This window comes from Streptomyces sp. NPDC088354 (assembly GCF_044753585.1).
Lineage (GTDB): Bacteria > Actinomycetota > Actinomycetes > Streptomycetales > Streptomycetaceae > Actinacidiphila.
On record NZ_JBIVNJ010000002.1, the window covers coordinates 605,357 to 621,161 of the forward strand.

The window sequence follows — 15,805 nt, forward strand, 5'->3', positions numbered from 1 at the left end:
TCAGATCTTATTACTTTCTGTAATTCTGGAACAACTCATGGTGACAGTCCCCATCACACAGGAGTAGCCCCATGATCCTGTCCATTTCAGGCGTCGTCCTGCTCGGCATCATCGTCTTCCTGTTCTTCCGCAAGGACGGCCTCAAGGCCTCCCACGCACTCGTCTGCGCCCTGTTCGGCTTCTACCTCGCGGGCACCGCCATCGCCCCGAGCATCAAGGCCGGAGGGGCGAGCCTCGCGAGCCTGCTGGGCGGGATCAAGTTCTAGCCGGGCCGTCACCGCACGGTCCACGCACCGGGCCCGGCGCGCCTCCCCGCACCGGGCCCGTCTCCGTTCCCGTTCCCGTCCCGCAACGATCCCTGGAGCTCCTCGTGGTCCGGCGCCCCCTCCCCACTCTGCTGAGCAGCCGCCTCGCGCTCGCCCGCGGGCGCGACATGGCGCGCGGCGTCGCCGACAGCGCCACCGATGTGCTCCACCCGCTGATCGTGATCTCCCGCGGGATGCGCCGCCAGCTCGGCTGGCTGCGCGACTGGTGGGGGAAGACCCCGCAGGACCGCCGCGGCCCGGCGCTGATGGCCTCGGTCGGGGCGGGCTTCCTGCTCCTGGTGCTGCTCCCGTACGGCGCCTACCTGGCCGTCGCCGCGCTCATGGGCTCCGCGGCGTGGATGGGCCGGGACCGCACCCCGGCGCCGAGCGGTCCCAGCGGCGCGGAGAACGACCGGCTGACCGCGCTGTACGAGTCGCTGGTGCCCTACCTGTCGGACCCGGGCGACCCCAGCCCGCTGTACGCGCACGACGGGAGCTGGGAGAACGTCTTCGGCGACTACGAGTTCGAGGACGGGCGGCTGACCCGGCTGCACCTGAAGTACCCCGCGTACTTCACCGACGGCGAGGCCGTGTCGCGGGCCCGCGTGGAGCACGTCCTGCACGCCAAGGCCGGACGCGGCCGGGAGTACCGCTTCGACTGGAACGAGGAGGAGAACCACCTCACCCTCTGCGCCCTCCCCCCGCTGCCCACCGGCATCGCCGCGCAGCGCTTCGTCACCGCGCCCGGCGAGACCGTGCTCGGCTTCACCGACGCCGAGGCCGTGCAGCGCACCGTGCCCGTCACCGACGGCGAGGAGGTCCGCGACGCGCCGCCGGTGGTGTGGCGCACCGGGCCGCGTTCGACCGAGCCGCACCTGCTCGCGCTCGGCCGGCCGGGCACCGGCACCACGACGCTCCTGCGCTCCATCGCGCTGCAGGCCCTCCCGGACGGCGACCTCGTGGTCATCGACGGCAGCGGGACCGGGGAGTACGCGTGCCTGAACGGCCGGCCGGGCGTACTGGCGGTGGAGAGCGGGCTCGCCGGCACGCTGGCCACCCTGGAGTGGGCGGCGCACGAGACCGAGCGGCGCCTCATCGCCGTCAACCGGGCCCGGCAGGCCGGCCGGGGCGCTCCGGACGACGTGCGGCGCCCGCTGTGGATCCTGGTCGACCGGCCGACCGCGCTGACCCAGCTCGCGCACGCCGAGGGTCGGCCCGACCCGCAGGAACTGCTGGACGTACCACTGCGCCACGGGCGCGGGGCCGGGGTCACCGTGGCCGTCGCGGACCAGCTGGACACCGCCGACGCGCTGTCGCAGGTGGTCGTCGCGCACACCCGGGCACGGGTGCTGCTGGGAGCGGTGACCGCCGACCAGACGCAGGCCGTACTGGGCGCGCCCCAGGGCACGACGTCCGCCGCGGAGGTCCCCCCGGGACGCGGTTACGCGCGGCTGGGCTCCGGTCCGGTACTGCGCATGCAGGTGCCCGCCACGCCGGACCCGTACGACGAGGAGACCAGCGACACCCACCGGCAGGCGGTGCTGTCCCTGCTGCCGCCGGCCGGCGTGGCCTTCGTCAAGGACGCGGCGGCGGTGCCGGACGCCCCCGCGGGCGCCCGGATGCGGCCGGCCGGCGGACCGGCACTGGAGCACTGACCGCTCCCGGCGTTCGACGTGCGAGGTACGAGGTAGGAGGTAGGTGCGACGTCAGGGGCGCGGCGGCAGCCGGTGCAGGACGACGTGCGTCAGCGCGCCGCCCGCCACCTCCGCCGTCAGGTAGGTGCAGTGCGGCTGCCGCCTGCGGTCGGTCGGCGAACCCGGGTTGAGCAGCCGCATGCCACCGGGCGCCGTGGAGTCCCAGGGGATGTGGCTGTGGCCGAACACGAGCACGTCCACATCGGGGAAGCGCTCCTCGCAGCGCCGCTCCCGCCCCTGCGCCGGCCCGGTCTCGTGGACGACGGCGAACCGCAGCCCGCCGAGCTCCGCGTGCGCGACCTCGGGCAGCCGGACGCGCAGACCAGGGCCGTCGTTGTTCCCGTGGACGCCGATCACGCGCCGGGCGCGCGCCAGGAGCAGGTCGAGGGTCGCCTCGTCCACCCAGTCGCCGGCGTGGAGGACGACGTCCGCGTGCGCGATCAGGCCCACGAGTTCGGACGGCAGCTCCTTGGCACGTTTGGGCACGTGCGTATCGGACATCACAAGTAGACGCACTCGTCCACGCTAGCCGCCCGGGACCGCCGGGGCGCGGGACCCGCACGGCGTGGGCGGCGGTTCCCCGCGGTCATGGGGAGCGCGGATCTCATCGCTGAAGGGCCGGGGCCATGTCCGCAGACATCCTCTCCACACAATCGGCGGAACTGGTGCAGCCGGCCGAACCCGCCTATGTGAGCACCGCCCGGCACTTCACCGCCGAGATGCTGGTGATGTGGGGACTGGCCACGGAGGACCGGGACTGCGCCGAGCTGATCGTCGACGAACTCGCCGCCAACGCGGCGCGGCACGGCCGCGCCGAGATGTCCGTGCGGCTGACCATCTGCGGGCGGGGGCTGGTGATCACCGTGACCGACACCGGTGACAGCCGGTCGCAGCCGCACGGGCCGGCCGACGGAACCCCGGCGGACGAGCACGGACGGGGGCTGGACATCGTGCGACGGCTCGCCGGTTCGACCGCCATCCACGACGACGAGCACACCCACCGGGTGGTGACCACCCGCTGCCTCGCGCCGCTCCACCGGCCCGTGACGCCCGCCGGGTCCGCCCAGCCCGTGTGACGGCCGCCGCGGCGGGGTGCCGACCCGCCGCGGGTGATGATGGTCGTGACCCCGCGGTCCGGCACGGCCGGCCCGGAGCGACCGACGGAGAGGCATTCGGCGTGAACACCGGCACCACGTCCCCCGGCCCGACGGCACCGCACCGCGTCCTGGTGGTGCTCTTCGACGGGGTGCAGCTGATGGACGTCGCCGGGCCGCTGGAGGTGTACACCGCCGCCAACGACTACGGCGCGGCCTACCGCACGTACACGGCCTCCCTCGACGGCAAGCCCGTCAACAGCACGGCCGGGCTGCCGCTGGTCCCCGACATGGCGCTGGACGCGGTGGACTTCGCCGTGGACACCCTCGTCGTCCCCGGGCGGTCGGACTGGTGGGCGGCGGTCTCCGACGTCCCGCTCATCGAGGCCGTCACCCGGCTCGCGGAGCACTCGCGCACCGTGGCCGCCGTGTGCGCCGGGGCGTTCCCGCTGGCGGCGACCGGGCTGCTGGACGGACGTCGCGCCACGACGCACTGGCGGCACGCCGCCGATCTGGCGGCCCGCTACCCCGGCATCACGGTGGACGCCGACGCCATCTTCGTGCGCGACGGCCGCTTCATCACCTCGGCCGGGATCACCGCCGGCATCGATCTGGCGCTGGCGCTCGTGGAGTCCGACCACGGGGCGGAGGTCGCCCGCGCCGCGGCCAAGTACCTGGTGGTCTTCATGGCACGGCCCGGCGGGCAGTCGCAGTTCAGCGTGCGCCAGTCGTCGAGGCACGCCGCGCGGTCGGTGCTGCGCGACGTGCTGGACGAGGTCGCCGCCGACCCGGTGGGCGACCACAGCCTGCCGGCGCTCGCCGGGCGGGCGGGGGTGTCGCCGCGTCACCTGACCCGGCTGTTCCGCAACGAGACCGGCGGCACGGCCGCGGAGTACGTGGAGCGCGTCCGTGTGGAGGCCGCCCAGGCCCTGCTGGAGGCGGGCAACGAGGCCCTGTCCACCGTGGCCCGGCGCAGCGGCTTCCGGTCGGAGGAGACGATGCGGCGCGCCTTCCGCCGCAGGCTGGGCGTCAGCCCGGGCGCGTACCGGGAGCGCTTCCGCACCACCCACCCCAACGGGGCCTTCGCCGACCGGGGTTGAGCGGGAGTACGCGGGAGCTCACTCGGGCCACGGCGACTCCAGAATGGTGTCCACGAAGTTCCCGCGGACGTAGCCGGGCACGAACCGCTCCAGGACGTCGGCCTTGACATTGCCGAAGGTGGTGTCCGGGCGGGGCGCGATGCCGTGGGTGAACTCCCTCAGGATGTTGTTCTTGAAGTCCGGCCTCGGGTGGACGGCCACGACCGCCTCCCGCTGCTCCGCCGGGATCTCGTCGTAGCCGATGCCGAGCACGTCCACCTCGACCCCGGAGGTGACCAGGGCGATCTCCGGCGCCATGTGCCAGGGGATCTCCGGCGTGGTGTGCAGGGCGATCCCCTCCCACACCAAGCGGGCGCGGTCCTCGGCGACCCCGTGCTCCAGCAGGAAGCGGCGGGCCTCGTCGGCGCCGTCGATCTCGAAGCGCTGGTCCGTCCGGGCGAACCGCTCGGTCAGCCCGAGGTCGTGGAAGAGCGCGCCGACGTAGAGCAGTTCCGGGTCGTAGTCCCAGCCGCGCAGGCGGCCGCGCATCGAGGCCCAGAAGAAGACCCGGCGCGAGTGGTGGAAGACGACCGGCGACGCCGCGTCCCGCACCAGCTCCGTCGCCTCGTGCACCAGCTTGGTCTCGGGTACCTCGACGTCCGCGATGATCTCGGCCATGGCGTGTCTCCAGGGGGTTCGTGGTGTCGCCCCGGCAGGGGGCCGGGGCACCGACAGCTCCAGTCTGCGACGCGCGGGACGCGCCGGCCCGGGTCCATGAGGACACGTGACCCACGGATCGGGACATCGCCGGCGCGCCCGCGCCAACCGTCAGTCGCGGTCGGCCAGTTCCGCGATGACCTGGGCATGGCACGGCTCGGGCACGCACCAGCAGCCCAGACGGCGGCCGCGCAGCCCGGGCAGCATCGCGAGCAGATCCGGGCGCGACAGCAGGTGGTCCCGGTACATCTCCAGGACCTCCTCGCGCGTGCCGTCCGGCCCCGGCCGGAACGGGCTGGCCAGCGGGGAGCCCGGCAGGTGCCAGCCGCCGCGGTGGGCCGGGCGGCCGACGTAGACGACGTCCGCGTAGTCGGGGTCGCCGCGGTGGCCCTTGAGATTGACGACCGTGGTTGCGGCCATGGCGTCAGAGGAGCCCTGCCGCGAGCACGCCGACCCGGCGGATGCCGGGCGGGGACGCGAGCGTCGTCCCGGTCGCCTCTTTCAGCGCCGCGGCGATACGCCCCTGGAGGTGGGTGCGGCCGGTCTCGTCCGCGAAGGAGTCGAGGACCCCGAAGACGGTGGCGTAGCCGCGGAACGAGAACCAGGTGACGGCGCCCTCCTCCGCCCGCGCGAACTCCGGGGCGTCGCGCAGCATCGTGTCGACCTCGCCCGCGTGCTCGGGCCCGGCCCCGATGCGGTCCGGCAGACCGATCTCCGTCATCACATGCTCCGATTCCCGTTGTCCCCGATGTTCCCGCTGTTCGCGCTGTTCCCGCTGTTCCGGACACCGAGAACGCTAGAGCGCCCGAAGTCCTCCCCCCAGTGTCGGATCCGGCATGGTCGATAGCATTCCCGTCATGGACATAGCCGTGGTGGCGTACGACGGGGTCTTCGACTCGGGCCTCTCCGCGGTCCTCGACGTGCTCCAGGCGGCCAACGCCATGCGCGGGGAGCTGCCCCACCAGCCCCCGCCGGAGTGGAACGTGACGACCGTCGGCTCCCGCCGCCGGGTGCGCACCGGCGCCGGGCACACCGTCGCCGCGGCGCCGTTCGCGGCGGCCGCCGGGGCGGACCTGCTACTGGTCCCTGCGCTCGCGGAACGCCGCCCGGACGCCCTGCTGGAGCGGGTGGCCGGAGACGGGACGGCCGCCGTGCGGCGGCTGGTGGCCCGTACCCGGCAGGAGGGCCGGCCGGTCGCCTCGGCGTGCACGGGGACCTTCCTGCTGGCCGAGTCCGGCGTCCTGGACGGGCTGCGGGCGACCACCAGCTGGTGGCTCGCGCCGGTCTTCCGGCAGCGCTACCCCGCCGTCACCGTGGACGAGACCCGGATGGTCACCACGTGCGGGGGCGTGACCACCGCGGGCGCCGCCTTCGGCCATGTCGACCTGGCCCTCGCCGTCGTCCGCATGAGCAGCCCGGCGCTGGCCGACCTGGTGGCCCGCTACCTCGTCGTCGACCACCGGCCGTCCCAGGCGGCGTACATCATCCCCAGCGCGCTGGCCCACAGCGACCCGACCGTGGCCGCCTTCGAGCAGTGGGTGCGGGACCGGCTCGACGGGCCGATCGGCATCGCCGAGGCCGCGCGGGCGCTCGGTGTCGGGGAACGCACGCTCCAGCGCGCGGTGCGCCGCGTGCTCGGCGTCTCCCCTGTCCGCTTCGTCCAGGACCTCCGGGTGGAGCGGGCCTCGCACCTCCTGCGCACCACCGACCTCCCCGTGGAGGTCGTCGCCCGCCGCGTCGGCTACGAGCACGCCAACACCCTGCGCGTCCTCCTGCGCGAACGCGCGGGCACCACGGCCGGCGCCCTGCGCGGCCGCTGACCCGTGCCCCGGTACAAATCCGTCGCGCCAGGACCGGTCCGGTCGCTACCGTGCGCGCCATGAGCACGGACATCCACGGCGGCATCGAGTTCCGGCACCCCCGCGCCGGCACCGACTGCTGTGACGGCGAGCCCTGGGTCAAGGCCATGGATCTGTGGCCGCTCTACGACGAACAGGACTACGCGGCCTTCGGCCAGCTGTTCGGCGTGCGCAACTCCGCCGGGTTCCGGCCCCTCGCCACCGGCCGTGGCCTGCCCGACGACCTGTCCAGCGGTCTGGCGTCCTCCCTGCGTGAGGAGGACGGCAGCGCAATGGACGACGCGACCTGGGTCACCTGGTCCGAGCTTGCCGGACTGTCCCCCACTGCCGCTCCCGCCCACTTCGTGGGGCGGCTGACCTGGACGTCGGACACCTGGCCTCCGTCGTTCGGCCAATGGCTGGTGCCGGCCCAATGGCCCGCCGACGTCCGCGACGTCACGGGGCCGCCCCCGCCGGGCCTCGACGAGGTGCACCGGACCACCGAGTGGGCGGTCCCGACGGGGACCTGCCGCTACGAACCGCTGACCGCCGCTGCCGTGCTCGGCGAGGAGTCGCACTGGCCGCATGTCTTCGCCGTGATGCGGGCGATGGCGGGGCGCTTCGGGGACGACGGGGTACGGCTCGTCGTCGGGTTCCTCTGACCCGCGGGAGGACGGGCGCACGGCCTACGCTGATGATGTGCTCGCGAAGCGGCGCAGGCGTGGCAGCGGGAAGGGCGTCTGCCTTGTGTGGTCGCTGCTCACCGCGCTGCTGCTGGCGGTGACGGCCTTCACGGCCGCCCATGGGGCTTTCGAGTCCGGGGCGTTGGGCCGGGAGGAGCGGGTCCTGCTCGTGGAATGCGAGAAGCGCAGCGGGGAGCGGGGGCGGGCGCCGACGGAATGCACGGGGCGGCTGCTCGGGACGGCTTCGGTTCCGGCCGCGTCCCACGATCCGGTGATCGTGCGGTACCCCGGCGAGCCGGGGCAGGTGGTACGCGTGGTGCGCACCTGGTGGGGCACCCTCGAAGCCACCGATCACAGCGTCATGACGTGGGCGACCGGGGTCTTCCTCACCCTCCTGCCGCTCACGGGCGCCGCGCTGTGCGCCCGCATGGCCTGCCGGGGGGTGCTGCGGCGGCCACCGTCTCAAGGGCGCACGTAGCGCAGGATGCCGAGCATGGCGTCCTCCGGGACCGCGGCCGCCGGGTCGGCGACGCAGGCGTCGAGCGCCTTGCGCAGTCCGTCCGCGTCCAGGCCGGAGCCGATCATGACGAGGCGGGTGGCCCGGGACTCCCCGCGGGCCCAGGCGGAGGACGTGAAGCGCAGGAAGCCGCCGACGGCGTGCAGGGTGAACTTCTGCGGGTGGCCGGGCGCGGCGAACCGGACGAAGCCCTTCATGCGGAACAGCCCGGCGGGGCGGCTGTCGAGGAACTCCGCCAGGCGGCGCGGATGCAGGGGCGCTTCGGAGGTGAACTCGACGCTCTCGTAGGCGGCGTGGAGATGCCCTTCATGGTCGCCGTCGGCGTGGTCGGCCGACAGTTCCTCGAAGGAGAGCTGGCGCGCGGGCGCGTCGTCCACCGGGCGCGGCCGCGGGTCGAAGAGCAGGTCGGGTCCGACGCGGCCGTGGGCGGCCTCGACCAGCGGGGTGTCCGGGGCGAGCCCGGTGAGGGTGCCGCGGACCCGGCCGAGCGCCTCGGCGTCCACGCGGTCGGTCTTGTTGAGGACGACGAGGTCGGCCGCGCGCACATGGCGGTCGAGTTCGGGATGGCGGGCCCGGACCGCCTCGAACTCCGCGGCGTCGACGACCTCCACGAGACCGCCGTAGGTGATGGCGGTGTTCGTGCTGGCGAGGAGCAGCCGGATCATGCCCTGGGGTTCGGCGAGCCCGCTGGCCTCGATGACGATGACGTCGATCCGGGCCTGGGGACGGGCGAGCCGGGCGAGCATGTCGTCCATCTCGGTGGCGTCGACCGCGCAGCACAGGCAGCCGTTGTCGAGGGCGACCATCGAGTCCACCTGGCCCGCCACCGACAGGGCGTCGATGTTGATGCTGCCGAAGTCGTTGACGATCGCGCCGATGCGCGTCCCGCCGCTGGTGCGCAGCAGGTGGTTGAGGAGCGTGGTCTTCCCCGAGCCCAGGAATCCCGCGAGGACGACGACCGGAATCCGTTGCCTGGCCAAGGTGTCCTCTCCGGGTACGACTGCCGGCCGCTCATCGTAAGCCCCGCGCACCACGAGGTGCTTCGTGCGGGTGAACGGGCGGCCGCGGCAGAACCGGGGCACCGGCGCCGCAGTCTTCCGACGCGTCCACCGTGACGGCGACGGACCGAGACGGACGGAGGGGACGCATGGCACAGGGAACGGACGCCACGCCCGGGACAGGGAACGGCACGGTGCTGGTGTGCATAGCCGCCGAGGACGAGGAGACCGCCTACCGCATCGTGGACCTGATCTCTGGGTATCACCCGGCGTCCGAGCCGCAACTGCGGCACACCCCCGACGGGATGGTGGCGTGCGCGCTGCGGGCGCACACCCTGCGGGTGATCGGCGACGAGTAGGACGGGCGGGACCCCGGCGAGGACCAACGGCCCGCGGGGCGGCGGAGGTTGACGTCGCGTCGCGGGCCGGTCGCGCCCTGTTGCGAAGCGCCCCGACGGGGCACCATCGAACATGTGGCGGCATCTTGGCGTTGCGATGTCTGCGGGCGGGGGGACGACACCGTCCGCGACTGCGGCATCCCGCACCTTCCGCTGGCCGTCTGCGACCCGTGCTTCGCGGACATGGCGCGGGCCCGGCGGTCCCCGCAGCCGCGGCCGCTGGACGGCCGCGAGCTGATGGCCGCGCTCCTTGAGGCCGCGGTTCAGGAGGACATCCGGCGCTCCTCCTGAACGGGATGCACCGCGAGGGTCGACGGCAGCACGGCGCGGCCCCGTACGGCGCCCGCCGGCACGGGACGGGCGGGTACGGCATCGGCGGCCGACAGCCCCTCGGCGCGCAGCGCCACCGCGCGGACGGGGGCCTGGTGCGCGCCGAGGGCCTCGTGCATGGCGAAGGCGGCCTCGGCCAGTCGGCCCGGGTCCGAGGTGGGGGTGGGCAGGGTACGGCTGCGGCTGACCGAGGAACCGCCGCCCAGCCGGACGGTGAGGGTGAGGCCGGTCGCGGTGCGGCCGGTGCTGCGCAGCCGGTCGCCGAGGCCGAGGCCGAGTTCGATGACGGCCCGGCTCAGCGCGCCCCGGTCGGTGGCGTCGGCCGTGAAGAGCCGGTCGGCGGCGAGCGCGCCGGGCGGCGCCTCGGGGACGAGGGGGCCCGCGTCGACACCGTGCGCACGGTCCCACACCGCCCGCCCCGGGCCCGCGCCGAGGATCCGCTTCACCTCGTGCAGCGGGGCGGCGGCCACCCGGCCGACGGTGCCCAGCCCGGCCGCGACCAGTGCCCTCACGGCGTCCGCGGTGATCCCGGGGAGGGCCGCGACGGGCTGGGGGCGCAGGAAGTCGGCGACGGCGCCGGGATCGGCGTCCACGGCCCGGATGCGGCCGGCGAGGATGTACGCGACCGTGCGGCTGCCGGCGACGCCGATCGTCAGGGCGACGTCGTAGAGGCCGGCGGCCCGGGTGCTGATCATGAGGGCCAGCTGTTCCGGCAGCAGGCCGTAGAAGCCCACCGCGGGGCGCACGTCGGCCACGACCGCGTCCGGCCGTTCGACGCGCACGATCGGGGTGAACTGGCCGACCAGTCCGGCCAGCGCGGCGAGGGTCGCGGAGTCCGTTCCGCCGCAGCGGATGTAGAGCACGCAGGGCCCCGGGTCCTGGTTCTGGTACCGCTCCGGTTCGACCATGGTCGTGCCGCCTCCACCCTGCTGTTCGAACAGTTGCTCGAATTTCGAGTGTAGGGCATTCCGGGGCCCTGTGCGGGGCACATAGGCTGCGCTCCATGCCCCTGACCGCCGCGCAGCGCAGAGCCCTCCTGGAGTCCGACGCGAACACCGGACTGCTGGGCGCGCGGGAGGCGACCTGCGCGGCGCTGGCCAAGCAGGGCCTCGCGGTGCGGTACGGGCGCACCGGCGGCCATTACCTGACCCCGGAGGGCCTGCGCGTCCGCGCCGAACTGGCCCGCACCGAGCCCCCGGCCGCGGAGCCGGCCGGCCCGGCGGGCGTACCGCACGGCGCGGAGGCCGACGCGTCCGGGTTCACCGCCGACGACGGCCGCGGTCCCGGTCCGCTCAGGCAGACCGCTTCCGGCTCGCGCGCCGCCGAGGTCGCGGCGGCCTGGTCCGGCCTGCTGGAGATCCGGCGCGTCCTGCAGGACGGCGACACCGGCCGCCCGGCGCCCTGGGAACGCGACCGGTTCGTCCACGCGGTGGCCCTCGCCCTGGAGGCAGCCGGTCTTCCGCCGTCCGCCCGCGACGACTCCGGCCGCCCCGCGCGGCCCGGCTACGCCGTGGCCCCCGCCGCCGCGCAGGACGGCGTCGCCGAGGTCTCCTGGCCCTCTCCCGGCGACGACCCCGCCGAGGCCGCACTCGAGCGGTGCCGGGCGCTGCTGGAGCCCCACGGCTGGCAGTGCACGCTCCACCGCGACCGCGGCGGCCGGGCCTCCTTCCTGCTGGTTTCGCCCCGCCGCGCCTGAAGGAGCACGATGGAGGGATCACGCGAAGGAGGAGCACCGTGAGCTCCAGAGCTTCCGACACCGATCCCCGCATCTATCTGCAGACCCCCTCCCAGGCGGAGGGCGAGCGGGAGTACGACCCCGCCGAGCGCAGCACCATGGAAATCCACCCCGACGTCCCCCACACCACCCCGTCACAGGCGGAGGGCGAACGTGTGGAGGACGACGACCTGCCGCCGACGCCGAAGTGAGGCGCGGCGGCAACCCGGGACGCGCGCAGGGCCGGCTCTCGCGTCCCGCCAGGGGGCGGGACGCGAGAGGACACCCGTGGACGTACGCGACTACCCCACCGGACGGATCGCCGCCGAGGCCGCTTTCACGTCCGACTTCGACCTGCCCGGCGATCTGCCGGTCCGGCAGATCGCCGGCCTCGCGGAGGGCGACCGTCCCGCGATGGACGGCCGCCCCGGCATGCACCACAAACACCTGCCCCTGCGAAGGGACGAGAACCTCGGCGTCAACGAGGTGGGCGGCCGCTATCTCTTCGACACCTGGGAGAACGCCGTCGCCTATGTGCGCTTCACCGACCAGCTCGAACTGGAGCCGGGTGTCACCTTCTGGAACCGGCCGTTCTTCAGCCACCTCGACCGCCGCACCTGGCGGGTCGTCGGCGCCCACGACCTCACGCCGCTCGCCTCGACGCATCACGTGAGCCGCCTGGAGCGGTGGTCCGGCCCGGGACACCAGCACGCGGAACGGGTCCTGGAGCGCGCGTGGCCGGCCGTCCTCGAAGAGGCCGCCGGGCAGGGACTGGCGGCCGTCTGGCTGCTGCACCAGCCGGGCGAACGGCAGATCGGGCTGCTCCGCGTGCGCGCGGCGGACTCCACGGCGGACCGGGCGGCGGTGCACGACGCCCTCGCCGCGCTGGAACACCTCGATGCCGCCGAGGCCGGCCGCGCCGCCGGTGAACTCGGCGCGCGCAAGGTCTTCGACCGTACGAGCCTGAACCTCTCGCTGTGGCTGCCGCTGTCGCGGAAGGCGGGCGGCGCGGCGTCGTGCCATCCCTTCACCGAGCTGTACGCCGGGCCGCAGCCGCTCCAGCACTCCCCCTGAGCCCAACGGACCGCCCGGGCGCAGGGCCCCGCGGGCCGGTCCCCCGGCGCTCACCCGTCCTCGCGGGTCAGCGCCGCCAGGGCCAGGCCGAGCACGGCGAGGCCCGTCCAGGACAGCGCGCCGAGGCGCTCTCCCAGCACGGCGACACCGAGCACAGCGGCGACCGCGGGCTCGGCGAGCGTGAGCGTGGTGGCCGCGGAAGCGGTCGTACTGCGCAGGCCGTGGCCGAAGAGGCGGTACGCGAGGAACGTGGTGAGCAGCGCGAGGTGCAGCACGACCGCCGCCCCGCGCGGGGTCGGGAGCCACGTCGTCGCCCCCGACGCCAGGACGGCCGGCAGTGTGAGGGTTCCGGCAGCGCCGAAGAGGACGCCCATCACCGCGCCGGGGGCGTGGCCGGCCCCGATGAGGTGGGCGCCCACCAGTGAGTAGACGGCGTACGACAGCCCGGCCACGGCCGCGAGGGCGACGCCCGCGCCATCGATGCGGGTGTGGGCACCTCCGCCCCCGCCGAGGACGAGCAGCGCGCAGCCGAGCACCGCCGTCGCGGTGGCGGCCGTCCAGCGCGGGCCCGGCCGGTGGAGGCGCGCCGCCCAGGCCAGCAGTCCGGTGAGGACCGGGGCGCTGCCGAGCGCGATCACGGTGGCGACGGCGACGCCCGTCCTGGAGACCGCCGGGTAGAACGCGAGCGGGTATCCGGCGACGGCGAGGGCGCCGACGGCGAGCAGCGGCGGACGGCCGTGCCCGGTGGAACGCAGCAGCGCCGGGACTCCCCGGGCGCCGGCCAGCAGGAGCAGGCCGCCGAGGACGAGACCCGCACCGCCGACCGACGCGGGCGCCGCGCCGGCGGGTGCGAAGGAGGCGGCGGTCCCGGTGGTGCCCCACAGCAGTGCGGCGGTCAGGACGGGCAGGGCGCCGTGGAGGAACCGGGCACGGCCGGCGGGCGCTCGGGCCGCGAGCGGGCGCTCGGGGGTGGAGGGAGCCGCGGGAGACAGATCCGGCACAGGAGTGGCCTTTCGTCACGAATCGGAAGATGCGGATTCGCAGCGGGCGCACCGGTGCGGCCCCGGGCGGCACGTGGCCTGCCGGGGGCGCGGGTCGGAACCGTCAGTGGGTGCGCCCGGTCAGGCGCACAGCGGCGGCAGAACGACGTGCCAGTAGGGCTTCACCCGGGCGATCGTACCGGTCGCGGGCCGCCGAGGCGGGCGTGGCAGGGTGAGTGCATGCCGATCACCGATGCCACAGAAGTCAGCCGAGCCGGCGACGAAGCCCCCGCCCGTGTCCTGGACCTGCGCAGCGACACCGTCACCCGGCCCGGCGAGGCCATGCGCCGGGCGATGGCCGACGCCCCGGTGGGCGACGACGTCTTCGGGGAGGACCCCACCGTCAACGCCCTGCAGGAGCGGATCGCCGAGCGCCTGGGCTTCGAGGCCGCGCTGTTCGTCTCCTCCGGTACGCAGAGCAACCTGTGCGCGCTGCTGACCCACTGCGGCCGCGGCGACGAGTACATCGCCGGGCAGTCGGCACACGTCTACCGGTGGGAGGGCGGCGGCGCGGCCGTGCTGGGCGGCATCCAGCCGAATCCGCTGCCGCACCGCGCGGACGGCACCCTGGACCCGGCGGACATCGCGGCGGCGGTCAAGCCGGACGACCCGCACTTCCCGCGCACCCGCCTGCTGTGCCTGGAGAACACCATCGGCGGCCGGCCCGTCGCGCTGGACTACCTGCGCGCGGCCACCGGCCTCGCCCGGGACCACGGGCTGGCCACCCACCTGGACGGGGCGCGGCTGTTCAACGCCGCGGTGGCGGCGGGCGGTGACCCGTTCGAGCAGGCGCGGCTGATCGCGGGGAACTTCGACAGCGTCTCGGTCTGCTTCAGCAAGGGCCTCGGCGCCCCGGTCGGCTCCACGCTGCTGGGCTCACGGGAGTTCATCGGGCGCGCCCTGCGCTGGCGCAAGGCGCTGGGCGGCGGGACCCGGCAGGCCGGTGTCCTGGCGGCGGGGGCGTTGCACGCGCTGGAGCACCACGTGCCGCGGCTGGCCGACGACCACGCGCACGCCGCGCTGTTCGCGGAGGCGCTGAAGGACGTTCCGGGACTGGTGGTCGAGCCCGCGCAGACCAACATGGTCTTCGCCGAGCCCGGGCCGGGGCTGACCGCCGACGAGGTGCGGAACCGCCTCGCACGGCGCGGGGTGCTGTGCGCCGCGTACCCGGGGCGGCTGCGGTTCGTGTTCCACCTGGACATCACCCGCGAGGACACGGAGCGGGCGGTGCGCACGGTGCGCGAGGCACTGGAGTGGTCCCCAACCCGCTGACCCCGTCGCGGAGTTGCTGCGGTACGCCGTCCCGTCGCCGCAACCTCCCACGGCTCCCGGATGTCCTAGGGAGTGAGGCCGTCGCACGGCGGTCAGGCGGGGAAGGGGAAGCATGGGAGCGAGAGCGACAGCGGGACGGCGCGCGGGGGCGGCCCTCGCGGTGGCCGTGATGGCGGTGACTCCGGTCGTCGCGGGGGGCGGCACGGCGCACGCCGCAGCGAAGTGCACGGCGAGCAAGGGGCCGTACCAGAAGGACGTGGAGAAGTTCCTCGGGCGGCCCGTGGACGGGAAGCAGTCCTCGGCGGACTGCAACGCGATACGCGCCTTCCAGACGAAGAACGGCATCTCCCCGAACGCGGGCTACGCGGGACCGGTGACCTGGGGCGTCATGAAGATCATGAACGCCCAGAAGGCCGCCGGCCGCACGCCGAACAAGGCGGGCAAGTGCCCCACGAACAAGGGCCGCATCGCCTGCGTCGACCTGACCCGGCAGCTGAGCTGGATACAGGACGGCAAGACCCTCAAGTTCGGGCCGGTGCCGGTCCGGACGGGCCGCAACGGTTACGAGACGCGGACCGGCCTGAAGAAGATCTACTGGCGGCACATCAACCACTACTCGACGATCTACCACGTCGCCATGCCGTACAGCCAGTTCTTCGACGGCGGCGAGGCGTTCCACTCGATCGCGGGGAGCGTGTGGTCCCCGCCGGGTTCGCACGGCTGCGTGAACATGCGGTCGGCGGACGCGAAGAAGTACTGGAGCATGCTGAAGACCGGTGACGACGTGTACGTGTACGGGCGCAAGCCCGGCACCTGAGCGGCGGACGACCGGGGCGCGCGCCGGGCACCTCGGCGGCGCGGGTCGGGCTCGTGCGGGTTTCCCGCGCGGGCCCGTTCTTCTTGGTCCAGACCTCTTGACGGGCTCTTGACCCGGCAGTTCAATCACGACGTGAACTAAGACCGACCGGCAAATGGATCATGTGAGGCGTCGGGTGGTGGGTCGGGCGTCCCAGCGGTAGCGGCTCGTTGCTCGACGGATCAGTATGCGGAGC

Annotated in this window: 21 protein-coding genes; 14 read left to right on the forward strand and 7 right to left on the reverse strand. The window is 74.3% G+C overall.

Annotated features, from left to right (window positions below):
* Positions 1–71 precede the first annotated feature (71 nt).
* Positions 72–266 carry a hypothetical protein gene (locus ACIP98_RS06060; protein WP_018534760.1) on the forward strand — a complete coding sequence of 65 codons (195 nt, stop codon included), beginning with the start codon at positions 72–74 and terminating at the stop codon, positions 264–266.
* A gap of 104 nt (positions 267–370) precedes the next feature.
* Positions 371–1,960 (forward strand): hypothetical protein, encoded by a 1,590-nt coding sequence (locus tag ACIP98_RS06065; protein ID WP_319660619.1) that lies wholly within the window; start codon positions 371–373, stop codon positions 1,958–1,960.
* Positions 1,961–2,011: 51 nt separating this feature from the next.
* On the opposite strand, the gene ACIP98_RS06070 is transcribed toward ACIP98_RS06065, so the two are convergent.
* Positions 2,012–2,515 (reverse strand): metallophosphoesterase, encoded by a 504-nt coding sequence (locus ACIP98_RS06070; protein ID WP_319660620.1) that lies wholly within the window; start codon positions 2,513–2,515, stop codon positions 2,012–2,014.
* A 110-nt stretch (positions 2,516–2,625) separates the two neighbouring features.
* Here ACIP98_RS06070 and ACIP98_RS06075 point away from each other — a divergent pair, with 110 nt between their 5' ends.
* Positions 2,626–3,075: an ATP-binding protein gene (locus ACIP98_RS06075; RefSeq protein WP_319660621.1), complete on the forward strand. Its 450-nt coding sequence runs from the start codon at positions 2,626–2,628 to the stop codon at positions 3,073–3,075.
* Between the two features lie 101 nt (positions 3,076–3,176).
* A complete protein-coding gene (locus ACIP98_RS06080; RefSeq protein WP_319660622.1) occupies positions 3,177–4,193 on the forward strand; it encodes a GlxA family transcriptional regulator in 1,017 nt (338 codons plus the stop codon).
* An 18-nt stretch (positions 4,194–4,211) separates the two neighbouring features.
* Here the strand turns inward: ACIP98_RS06080 and ACIP98_RS06085 are convergent, their stop codons facing one another.
* The 3 genes from ACIP98_RS06085 to ACIP98_RS06095 form a co-directional block, all read right to left on the reverse strand.
* Positions 4,212–4,850 carry an HD domain-containing protein gene (locus tag ACIP98_RS06085; protein ID WP_319660623.1) on the reverse strand — a complete coding sequence of 213 codons (639 nt, stop codon included), beginning with the start codon at positions 4,848–4,850 and terminating at the stop codon, positions 4,212–4,214.
* A gap of 150 nt (positions 4,851–5,000) precedes the next feature.
* Positions 5,001–5,309 (reverse strand): DUF4326 domain-containing protein, encoded by a 309-nt coding sequence (locus ACIP98_RS06090; RefSeq protein WP_319660624.1) that lies wholly within the window; start codon positions 5,307–5,309, stop codon positions 5,001–5,003.
* Positions 5,310–5,313: 4 nt separating this feature from the next.
* Positions 5,314–5,610: an antibiotic biosynthesis monooxygenase gene (locus tag ACIP98_RS06095; RefSeq protein ID WP_319660625.1), complete on the reverse strand. Its 297-nt coding sequence runs from the start codon at positions 5,608–5,610 to the stop codon at positions 5,314–5,316.
* A gap of 136 nt (positions 5,611–5,746) precedes the next feature.
* Here ACIP98_RS06095 and ACIP98_RS06100 point away from each other — a divergent pair, with 136 nt between their 5' ends.
* The 3 genes from ACIP98_RS06100 to ACIP98_RS06110 are packed head-to-tail and all read left to right on the forward strand — an operon-like array spanning position 5,747 to position 7,888.
* Positions 5,747–6,709 carry a helix-turn-helix domain-containing protein gene (locus tag ACIP98_RS06100; protein ID WP_319660626.1) on the forward strand — a complete coding sequence of 321 codons (963 nt, stop codon included), beginning with the start codon at positions 5,747–5,749 and terminating at the stop codon, positions 6,707–6,709.
* Between the two features lie 59 nt (positions 6,710–6,768).
* Entirely contained in the window at positions 6,769–7,389 is a 621-nt protein-coding gene (locus ACIP98_RS06105) for a hypothetical protein (protein WP_401973954.1), read from the forward strand.
* A gap of 37 nt (positions 7,390–7,426) precedes the next feature.
* Positions 7,427–7,888, forward strand: coding sequence for a hypothetical protein (locus ACIP98_RS06110; protein ID WP_319660628.1), 462 nt, complete (start codon positions 7,427–7,429; stop codon positions 7,886–7,888).
* Here ACIP98_RS06110 and ACIP98_RS06115 read toward each other — a convergent pair.
* Positions 7,873–8,907, reverse strand: a complete 1,035-nt coding sequence (locus ACIP98_RS06115) for a GTP-binding protein (RefSeq protein ID WP_319660629.1) — start codon at positions 8,905–8,907, stop codon at positions 7,873–7,875. The genes ACIP98_RS06110 and ACIP98_RS06115 overlap by 16 nt on opposite strands.
* Positions 8,908–9,074: 167 nt before the next feature.
* On the opposite strand from ACIP98_RS06115, the gene ACIP98_RS06120 reads away from it, so the two are divergent.
* Both ACIP98_RS06120 and ACIP98_RS06125 read left to right on the forward strand, forming a co-directional pair.
* The gene (locus tag ACIP98_RS06120) at positions 9,075–9,284 is read left to right on the forward strand and encodes a hypothetical protein (protein WP_319660630.1); all 210 of its coding nucleotides are present in this window, start codon (positions 9,075–9,077) and stop codon (positions 9,282–9,284) included.
* 114 nt (positions 9,285–9,398) lie between these two features.
* The gene (locus ACIP98_RS06125) at positions 9,399–9,614 is read left to right on the forward strand and encodes a hypothetical protein (protein ID WP_319660631.1); all 216 of its coding nucleotides are present in this window, start codon (positions 9,399–9,401) and stop codon (positions 9,612–9,614) included.
* On the opposite strand, the gene ACIP98_RS06130 is transcribed toward ACIP98_RS06125, so the two are convergent.
* On the reverse strand, positions 9,587–10,561 hold the full coding sequence (locus ACIP98_RS06130) for a hypothetical protein (protein ID WP_401973956.1): 975 nt from the start codon (positions 10,559–10,561) through the stop codon (positions 9,587–9,589). The genes ACIP98_RS06125 and ACIP98_RS06130 overlap by 28 nt on opposite strands.
* A 95-nt stretch (positions 10,562–10,656) precedes the next feature.
* On the opposite strand from ACIP98_RS06130, the gene ACIP98_RS06135 reads away from it, so the two are divergent.
* The 3 genes from ACIP98_RS06135 (at position 10,657) to ACIP98_RS06145 (ending at position 12,441) form a co-directional block, all read left to right on the forward strand.
* Positions 10,657–11,349, forward strand: coding sequence for a hypothetical protein (locus ACIP98_RS06135; RefSeq protein WP_319660633.1), 693 nt, complete (start codon positions 10,657–10,659; stop codon positions 11,347–11,349).
* Between the two features lie 38 nt (positions 11,350–11,387).
* Positions 11,388–11,579, forward strand: a complete 192-nt coding sequence (locus ACIP98_RS06140; RefSeq protein ID WP_319660634.1) for a hypothetical protein — start codon at positions 11,388–11,390, stop codon at positions 11,577–11,579.
* A gap of 76 nt (positions 11,580–11,655) precedes the next feature.
* Positions 11,656–12,441 carry a hypothetical protein gene (locus ACIP98_RS06145; protein WP_319660635.1) on the forward strand — a complete coding sequence of 262 codons (786 nt, stop codon included), beginning with the start codon at positions 11,656–11,658 and terminating at the stop codon, positions 12,439–12,441.
* A gap of 50 nt (positions 12,442–12,491) precedes the next feature.
* On the opposite strand, the gene ACIP98_RS06150 is transcribed toward ACIP98_RS06145, so the two are convergent.
* Entirely contained in the window at positions 12,492–13,442 is a 951-nt protein-coding gene (locus ACIP98_RS06150) for an EamA family transporter (RefSeq protein WP_319660636.1), read from the reverse strand.
* 219 nt (positions 13,443–13,661) lie between these two features.
* Between ACIP98_RS06150 and ltaE the strand changes: the two genes are divergently transcribed.
* Both ltaE and ACIP98_RS06160 read left to right on the forward strand, forming a co-directional pair.
* Complete coding sequence (ltaE, locus tag ACIP98_RS06155; RefSeq protein WP_319660637.1) at positions 13,662–14,753, forward strand: low-specificity L-threonine aldolase; 1,092 nt, start codon at positions 13,662–13,664, stop codon at positions 14,751–14,753.
* A 169-nt stretch (positions 14,754–14,922) separates the two neighbouring features.
* Positions 14,923–15,570: a L,D-transpeptidase family protein gene (locus ACIP98_RS06160; RefSeq protein WP_319660747.1), complete on the forward strand. Its 648-nt coding sequence runs from the start codon at positions 14,923–14,925 to the stop codon at positions 15,568–15,570.
* The last annotated feature ends 235 nt before the right edge of the window (positions 15,571–15,805 follow it).

Bases quoted from the DNA above. Each gene is read 5' to 3' on its own strand.
- ACIP98_RS06060 (WP_018534760.1), top strand. From the start codon at position 72: ATGATCCTGTCCATTTCAGGCGTCGTCCTGCTCGGCATCATCGTCTTC.
- ACIP98_RS06075 (WP_319660621.1), top strand. From the start codon at position 2,626: ATGTCCGCAGACATCCTCTCCACACAATCGGCGGAACTGGTGCAGCCG.
- ACIP98_RS06085 (WP_319660623.1), bottom strand. From the start codon at position 4,850: ATGGCCGAGATCATCGCGGACGTCGAGGTACCCGAGACCAAGCTGGTG.
- ACIP98_RS06090 (WP_319660624.1), bottom strand. From the start codon at position 5,309: ATGGCCGCAACCACGGTCGTCAATCTCAAGGGCCACCGCGGCGACCCC.
- ACIP98_RS06095 (WP_319660625.1), bottom strand. From the start codon at position 5,610: ATGACGGAGATCGGTCTGCCGGACCGCATCGGGGCCGGGCCCGAGCAC.
- ACIP98_RS06100 (WP_319660626.1), top strand. From the start codon at position 5,747: ATGGACATAGCCGTGGTGGCGTACGACGGGGTCTTCGACTCGGGCCTC.
- ACIP98_RS06105 (WP_401973954.1), top strand. From the start codon at position 6,769: ATGAGCACGGACATCCACGGCGGCATCGAGTTCCGGCACCCCCGCGCC.
- ACIP98_RS06120 (WP_319660630.1), top strand. From the start codon at position 9,075: ATGGCACAGGGAACGGACGCCACGCCCGGGACAGGGAACGGCACGGTG.
- ACIP98_RS06130 (WP_401973956.1), bottom strand. From the start codon at position 10,561: ATGGTCGAACCGGAGCGGTACCAGAACCAGGACCCGGGGCCCTGCGTG.
- ACIP98_RS06135 (WP_319660633.1), top strand. From the start codon at position 10,657: ATGCCCCTGACCGCCGCGCAGCGCAGAGCCCTCCTGGAGTCCGACGCG.
- ltaE (WP_319660637.1), top strand. From the start codon at position 13,662: ATGCCGATCACCGATGCCACAGAAGTCAGCCGAGCCGGCGACGAAGCC.
- ACIP98_RS06160 (WP_319660747.1), top strand. From the start codon at position 14,923: ATGGCGGTGACTCCGGTCGTCGCGGGGGGCGGCACGGCGCACGCCGCA.